Here is a 13,321-nt window from a genome sequence, read left to right on the forward strand (position 1 = left end):
ACCCGCCCCGCCCAGAACCGCTTCGGGGCCAACCCCCGCCACACGCCGCGCCAGTGCTGCCGTCGGGGCTGGAGGCCGATAGGTTGTCCCGCGATGACTACGAAGCCGAATTCCCCAGATGACACGCCCCGCGAGCCGCAGGGGCACGACGACGCCACGCCCTCCGCGGAAGAGACCGCCGCCACCGACACAACAGGCGACGGCCCTGACAAGGGCAGCGGCACCGAAGCTGAGACGTCCGGCTCCGAAGCGAACGCCGCGGGCGAGACCGCGGACGCCCCGGCCGACGACACCGGCCGCGACGCGGCAGGCGCCGCGGCCCACGGAGACAACGAGCCGGACGACGAGGACGTGCTCCTCGCGCCGCCGACCGCCGGACTGTTCTCCGCCGAGACGTTCGCCATCGCCTCCCTCCTGGCCATCGGCGCCGCACTCATCGGGACCCGCCTGACCGAGATGCTCATGAACGTCTCCGCGGCCACCCAGCCCTCCGCGGTGACGGCCATGGTCCTCGGCGACGGCGGGACCGCCCTGATCGGCGTCTTCTTCGGACTGCTCAGCCTGGGCCTGACCACCGAGTACAGCCGTCCCTGGGCGCGCTGGGCCGCCATGGCCGCCGTCCTGGTCGGCATCCTCTTCATCGCCGCCTCGGCCTACGTCTTCACCCAGGTTCCGGCCCCCGCCCCCGTCCCGGGGTTCTGATCGGCCGCGTGCGGCCGCGGCCCGCGCTCGTCCACGCGGTCGTCGGGGCATCCCGCGTGTTCGCCCACCTCCGCGCACCGGGAGAGTGGTACCACGGTGCAGACGACAATTAGGGGGATGCCATGACCGACCGGAACGCACGCGTCGACGACGCGGTCCTGCGCGAACTGCTGGACGGACGCTGGGCTCGGGTCCGGCAGCACGCCCGCGACATGGTGCGCGGCGACCGGTTCGCCCCTGTCACGGGGCTGAGCATGGCCGACCACCGCGAGCGGGTCATGGACCAGCTCACGGCGATCGCCGAGACGGAGGTCCCCGGCTACGGCTTCCCCTCGGCCTGCGGGGGCGCCGACGACGTCGGCGCCTCGGTCGTGGCCTTCGAGATGCTGGTGTGCGACCTGTCGCTGATGGTGAAGGTCGGCGTGCAGTGGGGCCTGTTCGGCGGCGCCATCCACGCCCTGGGCACCGAGCGCCACCACACCGAGTACCTGCCGCAGGTCATCTCCCTCGAACTGCCCGGCTGCTTCGCGATGACCGAGACCGGGCACGGCTCGGACGTGCAGCGGCTGCGCACCACCGCCACCTACGACGCGGACACCGAGGAGTTCGTGATCCACACGCCCGACGAGGCGGCGCGCAAGGACTACATCGGCAACGCGGCCCGCGACGGGCGGATGGCCGTGGTCTTCGCCCAGCTCGTCACCCAGGGCGAGAACCACGGGGTGCACGCGCTGCTGGTGCCCATCCGCTACGCCTCGGGCTCACCCCGGCCCGGCGTCCGCATCGAGGACTGCGGGCCCAAGGCCGGCCTCAACGGCGTGGACAACGGCCGACTCTGGTTCGACCAGGTGCGCGTGCCCCGCACCGCCCTGCTCGACCGCTACGGTGCCGTCGCACGCGACGGCACCTACACCAGCCCGATCGACAACCCCAACCGCCGCTTCTTCACCATGCTCGGCACGCTGGTACGCGGCCGCATCAGCGTCGCGGGCGGGTCGGGAACCGCGACCAAGGCCGCGCTGTCCATCGCGCTGCGCTACGCCGACACCCGCCGCCAGTTCGAGCGCTCCGGGACCGGCGAGGAGGTCGTCCTCCTCGACTACCTCGCCCACCAGCGCCGCCTCCTGCCCGCGCTCGCCCGCACCTTCGCCCTGCACTTCGCCCAGGAAGAGCTGGTCAGCGCGCTACACGACAGCCAGACCGGGCGGGTGCCGCTCGACGAGCGCGGCCAGCGCGAGCTGGAGTCGCGCGCCGCCGGGCTGAAGGCCGTGGCCACCTGGCACGCCACCCGCACCATCCAGACCTGCCGCGAGGCGTGCGGCGGCGCCGGGTACCTGGCGGAGAACCGGCTGCCCCAGCTCAAGGCCGACACCGACGTCTTCACCACGTTCGAGGGGGACAACACGGTCCTGCTCCAGCTGGTCGCCAAGGGGCTCCTCACCGACTACCGGGAGGCGTTCGGCGACCTCGACCCGCTGCCCATGGCGCGGCTGGTGGCCAAGCAGTTCCTCGGCGCGGTCATCGAGCGCACCGCCGCGCGCTCGGTGATCGAGCGCCTGGTCAGCGCCGCGCCCGGGCGGGGCGAGGAGGCCGACCTGTATGACCGGGGCTGGCAGCTCGCCCTGCTGGAGGACCGCGAGAAGCACATCATCGAGGGACTGGCCCGGCGGCTGCGCCGCGCGGGGGCGGAGGACACCGACGCGTTCGAGGTGTTCAACAGCGCCCAGGACCACGTCCTGGCGGCCGGGCGCGCCCACGTCGACCGGGTGGTGCTGGAGGCGTTCGTCGCCGCCATCGACCGCTGTCCGGAGGGCGGCACCCGGGTCCTGCTGGACCGGCTGTGCGACCTGTACGTTCTGTCGATCGTGGACGAGGACCGCGCCTGGTTCCTGGAGCACGAGCGGCTCTCCGCGTCGCGCGCCAAGGCGGTGACGCAGGCGGTGAACACGCTGTGCCAGGGCCTGCGGCCGCACGCCGTCGACCTCGTCGAGGGGTTCGGGCTGCTCGACGAGTGGCTGGCCGCCCCCATCGCGCTGGGCGCGGAGACCGCCCGGCAGGAGACCCAGCGGCGCGCGGTGGGGATGGAGGGTGCGCTCCGGCGCTGACGCGGCCAGGATGGCCGGCCGGTCCGGCGTCCGCCGGACCGGTCAGGACGACCAGGTCCAGTCCCGGATGTCCGGGGCGTCCTCGCCGTGCTCGCGCGCGTAGTCGCGGCAGCGCAGCCGCTCGTCCTGCATGCGCTGGCGCAGGTGTGCCGCGCGCACCGCGAGCCCGGGGATACGGTCGATGACGTCGATGACCAGGTGGAAGCGGTCGAGGTCGTTGCGGAGCACCATGTCGAAGGGCGTGGTGGTGCTGCCCTCCTCCTTGTAGCCGCGGACATGCAGGTTGTCGTGCCCGTTGCGGCGGTAGGTGAGCCGGTGGATCAGCCACGGGTAGCCGTGGAACGCGAAGATGATCGGCTTGTCCGCGGTGAAGAGCGTGTCGAAGTCGCTCTCCGAGAGGCCGTGCGGGTGCTCCTCGGCCGGGACCAGCCGCATCAGATCGACGATGTTGACCACCCGCACCTTGAGCTGGGGCAGGTGCGCGCGGAGCAGGCGCGCCGCACCGAGCGTCTCCAGGGTGGGGACGTCGCCCGCACACGCCAGCACCACGTCGGGCTCTCTGCCGGCGTCCGTGCTGGCCCAGTCCCAGATCCCGGCGCCGCGCGTGCAGTGGGCGATGGCCTCGTCCATGGAGAGGTAGGTGAGCGCGGGCTGCTTGCCGGCGACGACCACGTTGACGGTGTCGCGCATGCGCAGGCAGCGGTCGACGGTGTGCAGCAGCGTGTTGGCGTCCGGTGGCAGGTAGACACGGATGATCTCGGGCTTCTTATTGACCACGTGGTCGAGGAAGCCGGGGTCCTGGTGGCTGAACCCGTTGTGGTCCTGGCGCCACACGTGCGAGCTGAGCAGGTAGTTGAGCGAGGCGATCGGACGGCGCCAGGGCAGGCCGCGGGTGATCTTGAGCCACTTGGCGTGCTGGTTGAACATCGAGTCCACGATGTGCACGAACGCCTCGTAGCTGTTGAACAGGCCGTGCCGCCCGGTCAGCAGGTAGCCCTCCAGCCAGCCCTGGCACAGGTGCTCGCTGAGCACCTCCATGACGCGGCCGTCGGCGGCGAGGTGCTCGTCGTCCGGCTCGGTCTCCAGCGCCCACGTCCGGTCGGTGGCCTCGAACACCGCGCTGAGGCGGTTGGACGCCGTCTCATCGGCGCCCATGATCCGGAAGGTGGTCGGGTTGCTGCGCATGACATCGCGCAGGAAGCCGCCGAGCACCCCGGTGGCGCCGACGCTCCGGACGGCAGGCGCTGGGACGTCGACGGCGTGCCGCCGGTAGTCGGGCAGGAACAGGTCCTTGAGCAGCAGCCCGCCGTTGGCGTGCGGGTTGGCGCTGATCCGGCGCGGGCCCGCGGGGACCGGCGCGGTGGTCGCCGTGTTCGGCGTGCCGTTGAAGTCGAACAGCTCCTCGGGGTCATACGAGCGCAGCCAGTTCTCCAGCAGTCGGAGGTGTTCGGGATTGTCCCGGACCTCGCCGAGGGGGACCTGGTGCGACCGCCACGTGCCCTCGACCTGCTGGCCGTCGACCAGGGACGGGCCGGTCCAGCCCTTGGGGGTGCGCAAGACGACCATCGGCCAGCGGATCGATCCGGTGTCGCCCTCCTCGCGGGCCCGGTGGCGGATGGCGGTGATCTCGCCGAAGACCGTGTCGAGGGTGGCCGCCATCTGCTGGTGCATCGCCTCGGGCTCGTCGCCGGACACGATGTAGGGCCGGTAGCCGTATCCCTCCAGCATCGAGACCAGGTCGCTTTCGGGGATGCGGGCCAGCACCGTCGGGCTGGCGATCTTGTACCCGTTGAGGTGCAGGATCGGCAGGACTGTGCCGTCGTGGACCGGGTCGGCGAAGCGGTTGGCCAGCCAGCTCCCGGCCAGCGGCCCGGTCTCCGCCTCGCCGTCGCCGACGATCGCCGCCACGACCAGGTCGGGGTTGTCCAGGGCCGCGCCGTAGGCGTGCGAGAGCGCGTAGCCCAGCTCGCCTCCCTCGTGGATGGACCCGGGCACCTCGGGCGCCACGTGGCTGGGCACCCCGCCCGGGAAGGAGAACTGCCGGAACAGGCGACGCATGCCCTCGACGTCCTGGGTGACGTCCGGGTAGATCTCGCTGAAGGTGCCGTCCAGCCACGCTGTGGCGACGGCCGCGGGGCCGCCGTGCCCCGGGCCGACGATCCAGATCATGTCGATGTCGCGGAGCTTTACCAGCCGCGACAGGTGGGTGTAGAGGAACGACAGGCCGGGCGTGGTACCCCAGTGTCCGAGCAGGCGGGGCTTGATGTGCTCGGGGCGCAGGGGCTCCCACAGCAGCGGGTTGTCGAGCAGGTAGATCTGCCCGACCGACAGGTAGTTCGCGGCCCGCCAGTAGAGGTCGACCCCGCGCAGTTCGTCCGGTCCCAGTGGTTCCCGGCTCGGCGCCGTACTCGCGTCGGTCATGCTGTCCCCCAGATCGAGTGCGCGTAGGGACGCCTCGAAAGGCCCCTACCCGCCTCCGCACCGGATTAAGGGAGACCGAAAGTCATTTCCCGCCCACCCTTCCGTTGATCTCGGCGATATCGACCGAATTTTCGCCGTTATTCGGTCGATATCGCCGAGATCAACGGAAGGGGCGGGGAGGAAACCGACATCTCGACGTTCAGTGGGTGGTCAGGGCCTGGTGGAGCATCCGGGTCCACTGGCCGACGACGCGGCGCCGCCGCCGTTCGTCGTCGGTGAGGAGGCTGGCCAGCCCCAGGCCGCGTGCCAGGTCGAGCGTCGCCTGCACGGCCTCCCGTACGCCCGGGACGGTTTCGTCGGCGCCGAGCAGCTCGACGGCCGCGCGGTGTGCCTCGCGTCCGACGTGTTCCTCCAGCGGGATGACGTGGGAGCGCAGCCCCGGGTCACTGGCGGCGGCCGCCCACAGTTGCAGGGCGGCGGAGAACTCCGGTCCGGTGTAGGCGTCGATAAGCATCTCGACCACGGCGCCGGTGCGGGCGCCGCCATCGGGCAGATCGGCGGCGCGACGGCGCAGCTCGGCCAACCGGTTCTCGCTCATGTGCAGCAGCGCGGCGGTGAGCAGATCCTCGCGGGTCGGGAAGTGGTGCTGGGCCGCGCCCCGCGACACCCCGGCGCGCCGGGCCACGGCACCGACCGTGGCCCCGGAGAAGCCGACCTCGGACAGGCACTCCACGGCCGCCTCCAGGAGCCGCCGCCGGGTGGCGCGGCTGCGGTCCTGACGTGGTTCCCGGCCCGGCGCCGCCGTTTCGAGCTCGATGCGATCCCCCTCAGATCCCCGTCCGACCCGCAGCAAAATGTACACGGGGGGCGACGGCCGCCGTTCTCGACGCGGCCGTTAATCTCCCCAGTGCTCCCGGGCGATGCGGACACCGCGGGCGTCCGCCGACCCCCGGAGTCGGCCGCGGGACCGCGGACAGCCGTTTCCCCCGGCCCGCCGCTCACCCGCGGTGTCCTCAGTACGACCTGGGCAGCCCGAGGGAGTGCTGTGCCACGTAGTTGAGGATCATCTCCCGGCTCACCGGGGCGATCCGGCCCAGCCGGGACGAAGCGATCGCGGCGCCGAGGCCGTACTCGCTCGCCAGGCCGTTGCCGCCGAGCGTCTGCACGGCCTGGTCGACGGCGCGGGCGCAGACCTCCCCGGCCGCGTACTTGGCCATGTTGGCGCACTCGCCCGCGCCCGCGTCGTCTCCGTTGTCGTAGAGGAACGCGGCCTTCCGCGTCATCAGCCGGGCGAGCTCCAGCTCCACCTTGATCTGCGCCAGGGGGTGCGCCAACCCCTGGTGGGCGCCGATGGGGGTGCCCCAGACCGCGCGCTCGCTGGCGTAGGACACCGCGCGGTCCAGCGCGTTGCGGGCCGATCCGGTCGCGAGCGCGGCGCCCATGATGCGCTCGGGGTTGAGCCCGGCGAACAGCTGCTGCAGCCCCGTATCGGGATCGCCCAGCAGGGCGTCGCCGGGCAGCCGGACGTCGTCGAGGAAGAGCGCGAACTGGTGGTCGGGGCTGAGGAGGTCCATCTCGATCGGGCGGGCCTCGAAGCCGGGGGCGCCGGTGGGGACCAGGAACAGCGCGGGTTTCAGCTTTCCGGTGCGCGCGTCCTCGGTTCGGCCGACGACGAGGACGGCGTCGGCGACGTCGACCCCCGAGATGAAGGTCTTGCGCCCGTTGAGCACCCAGTCGTCGCCGTCGCGCCGCCCGGAGGTGGTGAGGCGGTGCGCGTTGGATCCGGCGTCGGGCTCGGTGATGGCGAAGGCGACGATACTCTCCCCGGAGGCGATGCCGGGCAGCCAGCGCTCCCGCTGGGCGGCGGTGCCGAAGCGGGCCAGGACGGTGCCGCAGATCGCCGGGGAGACGACCATCATCAGCGTGGGGCACCCGGCCGCGCTCAGCTCCTCCAGGACGGCGGCGAGGTCGCTGATGCCGCCGCCTCCGCCACCGTAGGCTTCGGGCACGTTCACACCGAGGTAGCCGCGGCTTCCGGCCTCGGCCCACAGCTCGGTGAGGTAGGCGCCCTCTTTGGCGCGGGTGCGGTAGTACGCGGGGCCGTACTTTCCGGCGAGCCTGGCGACGGCGGCCCGCAGCTCCGTGCGCTCGGCCGGTTCCACGAAGCTCAATCTGCTCCTCCAGATCTCTGCCCTGCCCCTGTCTCCGTGTGGTTTCGGGGAGACCGGCGGCACGGTCGGTACGTCGTCAGTCGCTGTCCTGGCTGTTCGCGTCATCCTCGTGCACCACGGCGAGGGCCGCTCCGGCGTCCACGCGCTGGCCCGGGGCCACCGGAAGTTCGGTGACGACCCCGGCGGCCGGGGCGGTGATGCGGTGCTCCATCTTCATCGCCTCCAGCCACAGCAGCGGCTGATCCGCACGGACCGGCTGCCCGACGGCGACCGCGATCCTGCCGACCGTGCCGGGCATGGGGGCGAGCAGTGTGCCCGGCGCGATGTCGACCCCGGATTCGCAGAAGCGGGAGAGCGGCCGCAGCGTGACCGCGCCCAGGGGAGAGTCCACGCAGGTCATCCGGTCGGGTCCGTAAGCGGTGACGCCGAACGTCCGGCGCACCCCGTCGATCTCCAGCACGACCTCGTCCGGCTCGGCCCGCTCCACGCGCACGCCGTCGAGGTCAGCGGGGTGGAACCGGCCGTCGCGGGTACACCGGTAGGCGATCGCGAGCTCCTCCCCCGTGTCGCCGCGGTACCGCTTGACCTGGGGTTGGGAGGGCAGGTTGCGCCACCCTGCGGGGAGTCCGCCCAGAGCGGGGGCGGCGCGGCGGTTGGCGGCGGCGTCGGCCACAGCGGCGGCCAGGGCCGCGAGGCGCTCGGCCGCGGGGTCGGCCAGCGGGCGGGCCAGCGCTCCCGGCCCCCGCCCATCGGCACCGGCCCCGGTCAGGAACCCCGTGTGCACGTCGCCGGCGCGGAACGCGGTGTCGCGCAGGACGCGGACGAGCAGGTCGCGGTTGGTGCCGACGCCGTGCAGGTGAGCGCGGGCCAGTGCGGCGGCCAGTCTGCGGGCGGCGTCGCCCCGGTGCGCGCCCCAGGCGATCACCTTGGCGAGCAGGGGATCGTAGTCGACACCGACGGTGCTCCCGGGCGCCACTCCGCTGTCAACGCGGATCCCGTGAGCGCTCAGCACGCCGAACTCGGCTGCGGTTCCGGGAACCTCGAACGCCGCGACGGTGCCGCCGGAGGGCCGCCAGTCGTGCGCCGGGTCCTCGGCGTACAGGCGCGCCTCGATGGCGTGGCCGCTCGGGGACGGCGGCCCCTCCGGCGGCAGCGCCTCCCCCTCGGCGATCCGCAGCTGCCACTCAACCAGGTCCAGGCCGGTCACGCACTCGGTGACGGGGTGCTCGACCTGCAGCCGCGTGTTCATCTCCAGAAAGGCGGGCGTGCCGTCGGTGTCCGCGAGGAACTCGGCGGTTCCGGCGCCCGTGTAGCCGATGGCGCCGGCCATCCGCCGGGCGGCCTCGTGCAGCCGCTCACGAAGCTCGTCAGGGATGCCCGGTGCGGGCGTCTCCTCGACGACCTTCTGGTGGCGGCGTTGCAGGGAGCAGTCGCGTTCGCCCACGGCCCACACCGTGCCGTGGGTGTCGGCGAGCAGCTGCACCTCGATGTGGCGCCCGCGTTCCAGGTAGCGCTCGCAGAACACCGCCGCGTCACCGAACGCGGCGGCGGCCTCGGCGCGCGCCGCCTCGGCTTCGGCGGGCAGCGCGTCGAGAGCGCGCACGATCCGCATGCCCCGCCCGCCGCCTCCGGCGGACGCCTTGATGAGCACCGGCAGGTCGGCGGCGGTGACCTCCTCGGGCTCCAGCGCGGCGGCAGCGGGCACCCCGGCCCGCCGGGCGATCTCCTTGGCGCGGATCTTGGAGCCCATGTCGTCGATCGCCTCGGGCGGCGGCCCGACCCACGTCAGTCCCGCCGCGCGCACCTCGCGCGCGAATCCGGCGTTCTCCGAGAGGAAGCCGTAGCCGGGATGGACGGCGTCGGCTCCGGCGCGTTCAGCGGCCGCGACGATCGCCGCGCCGTTGAGGTAGGTGTCGGCGGGGGCGCGCCCGGGCAGCCGCACGGCGGCGTCGGCCTCGCGGGTGTGCGGGGCGTCGGCGTCAGCGTCGGAGTACACCGCGACGGTGCCGATGCCGAGGGTGCGGCAGGTGCGCAGCACCCGCCGGGCGATCTCTCCCCTATTGGCGACGAGCAGGGTGGTGATCACGTGGGCCGTCCCCATTCTCACTTCTGTCACATCCGGAAGACGCCGAAGCCGCCGCGCACGCCGCGCACCGGGGCGTTGTGCGCGGCCGACAGGCACAGGCCGAGCACGGTGCGGGTGTCGCGCGGGTCGATGACGCCGTCGTCGTAGACCCGGCCGGACAGGAACAGCGGCAGGGATTCCGCCTCGATCTGGTTCTCGACCATCTCGCGCATGGCGGCGTCCTGCTCCTCGGTGTAGTCGCGGCCCTTGGCGGCGGCGGACTGCCGCGCCACGATCGACAGCACCCCGGCGAGCTGGCGCGGCCCCATGACGGCGGCCTTCGCGCTGGGCCAGGCGAACAGGAAGCGGGGGTCGTAGGCGCGGCCGCACATGCCGTAGTGCCCGGCGCCGTACGAGGCGCCGATGAGCACGGACAGGTGGGGAACGGTGCTGTTGGAGACGGCGTTGATCATCATCGCGCCGTGTTTGATGATGCCGCCCTGCTCGTAGTCGCGGCCGACCATGTAGCCGGTGGTGTTGTGCAGGAAGATCAGCGGGGTGTCGGCCCGGTTGGCGAGCTGGATGAACTGGGCGGCCTTCTGCGACTCCTCGCTGAACAGCACCCCGTGGGCGTTGGCGAGCACCCCCACCGGATAGCCGTGGAGGCGCGCCCACCCCGTGGCCAGGCCGCCGCCGTAGGCGGGCTTGAACTCGTCGAAGTCGGAGTCGTCGACGACGCGGGCGATCACCTCGCGCGGGTCGAAGGGGATGCGCAGGTCGTCGGGGACGATGCCGAGCAGCTCCTCGGGGTCATGGCGGGGGCCGCGGGCGGCGGGCACGGGACCGGGCTTGGCGCGGTTGAGGCGGGCGACGATGCCGCGTCCGATGCGGATGGCGTCGTGCTCGTCGGCGGCGAGGTGGTCGGCCAACCCGGAGACCCGGGCGTGCATGTCGGCCCCGCCGAGCGACTCGTCGTCGCTCTCCTCCCCCGTCGCCATCTTCACCAGCGGGGGTCCGCCGAGGAAGACCTTGGAGCGCTCGCGGACCATGACCACGTGGTCGCTCATACCGGGCACGTAGGCGCCCCCGGCGGTGGAGTTGCCGAAGACCAGGGCGAGGGTGGGGATTCCGGCGGCGGAGAAGCGCGTGAGGTCGCGGAACAGCCGTCCGCCGGGGATGAAGATCTCCTTCTGGCCGGGAAGGTCGGCGCCGCCGGACTCGACCAGGTTGATCAGCGGCAGCCGGTTCTGCTCGGCGATCTCCATGGCGCGCAGGGTCTTCTTTCCCGTCCACGGGTTGGAGGCGCCGCCGCGCACGGTGGGGTCGTTAGCGATGACTACGCATTCGGTACCTTCGACGACGCCGACGCCGGTGACCACACTGGCGCCGACCGGATAGTCGCTCCCCCAGGCCGCCAGGGGCGACAGCTCCAGGAACGGGGCGTCGGGATCGAGCAGCAGCTCGATGCGCTCACGCGCCAGCAGCTTGCCGCGGGCGCGGTGCCGGTCGACGTAGGTCGGGCCGCCCCCGGCCAGCGCCGCGGCGTGCTCGGCCTCGATCTCGTCGATCTTGGCCAGCATCGACGCGCGGTTGTCGGCGAAGGAGGGGTCCTGGGGGTCGAGCCGCGAGCGGAGCACGGTCATGGCAGGAACGCCTCCGGAATGTCCACGGACCGGCCGCGCAGCCACTCACCCAGCCCCTTGGCCAGCGGATCCGACCGGGGGCCCGATCCGGCCCCGCCGCCCAGCAACCCCTCGGCCACGAAGTTCACGGCCCGCAGCCCCGGCAGGACATGGCGGGTCACCGTCAGCGGAGCGGTCTCGGGCAGCAGCCGCTTCAGCTCGTCGACCGTGAGGGTGTGCACGAGCCACCGCCACTCGTCTTCGCCGCGCACCCAGACGCCGAGGTTGGCGTCGGAGCCCTTGTCACCGCTGCGCGCCCCGGCGACGCGGCCGAGCGGGGCACGGCGGGTGGGCCCGGGCGGCCACGGGTCGGGCGGCGGGGGTTCGGGGACGGGGGTCAGTACCGCGGTGTCGCGCGGTGGGGGCACGTCGACGCGGGTGCCGTCGGGCAGCACGGCGGTGTGCGGGACGGCGGACGCCGGGCGGTAGGCGGCGCTGAACCCGACGCCGTCCGGGCGCGCGTCGCCGGGAGGGGCGGTCGCGTGGAACCCGGGGAAGCTCGCCAGCGCGAGTTCGACGACGGCGGCGCCGAAGGACCGGCCCACCTTGCGCGGGTCGAGGTCAGCGGCCTCGATGCGCAGGTGGATGCTGGCCGCGTCCTGCTCCGGGGCGTCGAGGTCACCCGACGCCGCATCGCGGTCCGCCACGCCTCCGGCGGGCACCTGGTGCGCGCGGGACCGGTGGAACGCCAGCCGCGCGGGCTCCCGCCCCTTGAGCGCGGCCCGCACCTGGCGCTCGGCGAGGTCGGCCTTGGCGTCGAGGTCGAGGCCGGTGAGCACCAGCGTCATGTCGTTGCGGAACCCGGACATGCTGTTGAGGCCGATCTTGAGGTCGGGCGGCGGGGCCTCGCCCCGCACTCCGGCGACCCGGACGCGGTCCGGCCCCTCCTGCGTAAGCCGCACGGTGTCGAGCCGTGCCGTGACATCTGGCCCGGGGTAGCGCGCCCCGGCGACCTCGTAGACGAGCTGTGCGGTGACGGTCCCGGTGGTGACCGCGCCACCCGTGCCGTCGTGCTTGGTGATGACCGCCGAGCCGTCGCCGTGCACCTCCGCGATGGGGAATCCGGGGTGGGTGAGGTCGTGCCCCGCCGCCGCGAGCTCGGTGAAGAAGGCGTAGTTTCCGCCCGTGGCCTGGGTACCGCACTCGATGATGTGCCCGGCCACCACGGCACCGGCCAGTGCGTCGTAGTCGTCGCGCGCCCAGCCGAAGTGCGCGGCGGCGGGTCCCACGGTGAGGGCGGCGTCGGTGACGCGGCCGGTCACGACGATGTCGGCCCCGGCGCGCAGGGCCTCGGCGATGCCCCAGGCCCCGAGGTAGGCGTTGGCAGTCAGCGGGCGCCCGAGGTCAAGCTCGGCGGCGCGGCCAAGCAGGTCGTCGCCTTCGACATGGGCCACGCGCACATCGACGCCGAGCCGCACGGCGAGGTCGCGCAGCCGGTCGGCGAGAGCAGCCGGATTCAGTCCGCCGGCGTTGGTCACGATCGCGACGCCCCGGTCGGCCGCGAGCCCGAGGCACTCCTCCATCTGCCGCGGAAACGTGCGCGCGTACCCGAGATCGGGGTCCCGCAGCCGGTCCCGGCCCAGGATGAGCATGGTGAGCTCGGCGAGGTAGTCGCCGGTCAGCACATCCAGCCGACCGTCCTCAAGCATCTCCCGCATAGCGGAGAAGCGGTCCCCGTAGAACCCGGAGGCGTTGCCGACCCGCAGCGGTGTCGTGGGCGTCACGCTCATGAGGACGAGCGTCGCAGCCGTGGCGCGAAAAAACAAGCACGCGTGATTGTTTTCTGCACCAACGGCGTCCGCCCTCTCCACGGTCCGGGGCCGACGGAAGCCCGACAGGCGAGCCTCGGTTCCACTGCTCCACTGGGCGTGAGAGCACTTTCGCGATGCGGAAACTCTCGGACCACCGCGCAAGTGAGCACGGCAAGTGTTCAGCCAGACGGGACGAACACGACGAGAATCCCCGTGATGGTCGCCGAATGTGGCGGAGTGCGGACCCTGGGTCTGCTGGGCGGCCGTGTCGGTCGGTCGGCTGATCCGGTGTTCGTGGGGAAAGCGGCAGCGACGGCGGAGGGAGCTGCGGGCGCCGGTCTCCTGGCGAGTGCGGCGGGGCCGGGTGGTCCTTCTCGCTTCGTGCCAGCCCCCTCGCACGATGATCATGGGGATGGTCCCGGCA

The 13,321-nt window shown here is 72.7% G+C and carries 8 protein-coding genes; 2 read left to right on the forward strand and 6 right to left on the reverse strand.

All coding sequences use genetic code 11. From position 1 onward, the window contains the following. The first annotated feature begins 93 nt into the window (after positions 1-93). Positions 94-702, forward strand: a complete 609-nt coding sequence (locus tag ABD259_RS15555) for a hypothetical protein (protein ID WP_344104668.1) — start codon at positions 94-96, stop codon at positions 700-702. 122 nt (positions 703-824) lie between these two features. Further along, entirely contained in the window at positions 825-2,807 is a 1,983-nt protein-coding gene (locus tag ABD259_RS15560; RefSeq protein ID WP_344163272.1) for an acyl-CoA dehydrogenase family protein, read from the forward strand. A gap of 42 nt (positions 2,808-2,849) precedes the next feature. Here ABD259_RS15560 and ABD259_RS15565 read toward each other — a convergent pair whose 3' ends face one another. The 6 genes from ABD259_RS15565 to ABD259_RS15590 form a co-directional block, all read right to left on the reverse strand. Beyond that, positions 2,850-5,228 carry a phosphoketolase family protein gene (locus ABD259_RS15565; protein WP_344104672.1) on the reverse strand — a complete coding sequence of 793 codons (2,379 nt, stop codon included), beginning with the start codon at positions 5,226-5,228 and terminating at the stop codon, positions 2,850-2,852. A 199-nt stretch (positions 5,229-5,427) separates the two neighbouring features. After that, positions 5,428-6,078: a TetR/AcrR family transcriptional regulator gene (locus tag ABD259_RS15570; RefSeq protein ID WP_344163496.1), complete on the reverse strand. Its 651-nt coding sequence runs from the start codon at positions 6,076-6,078 to the stop codon at positions 5,428-5,430. A 163-nt stretch (positions 6,079-6,241) separates the two neighbouring features. Beyond that, positions 6,242-7,399, reverse strand: a complete 1,158-nt coding sequence (locus ABD259_RS15575; protein WP_344163275.1) for an acyl-CoA dehydrogenase family protein — start codon at positions 7,397-7,399, stop codon at positions 6,242-6,244. A 76-nt stretch (positions 7,400-7,475) separates the two neighbouring features. Continuing rightward, the gene (locus ABD259_RS15580; RefSeq protein ID WP_344163278.1) at positions 7,476-9,485 is read right to left on the reverse strand and encodes an acetyl/propionyl/methylcrotonyl-CoA carboxylase subunit alpha; all 2,010 of its coding nucleotides are present in this window, start codon (positions 9,483-9,485) and stop codon (positions 7,476-7,478) included. 26 nt (positions 9,486-9,511) lie between these two features. Beyond that, on the reverse strand, positions 9,512-11,107 hold the full coding sequence (locus ABD259_RS15585; protein ID WP_344163281.1) for an acyl-CoA carboxylase subunit beta: 1,596 nt from the start codon (positions 11,105-11,107) through the stop codon (positions 9,512-9,514). Next, positions 11,104-12,876, reverse strand: a complete 1,773-nt coding sequence (locus ABD259_RS15590) for an acyclic terpene utilization AtuA family protein (RefSeq protein ID WP_344163284.1) — start codon at positions 12,874-12,876, stop codon at positions 11,104-11,106. The genes ABD259_RS15585 and ABD259_RS15590 overlap by 4 nt, the downstream gene beginning before the upstream one ends. Between the last annotated feature and the right edge of the window lie 445 nt (positions 12,877-13,321).

Source organism: Nocardiopsis rhodophaea, from assembly GCF_039530945.1.
Lineage (GTDB): Bacteria > Actinomycetota > Actinomycetes > Streptosporangiales > Streptosporangiaceae > Nocardiopsis_C > Nocardiopsis_C rhodophaea.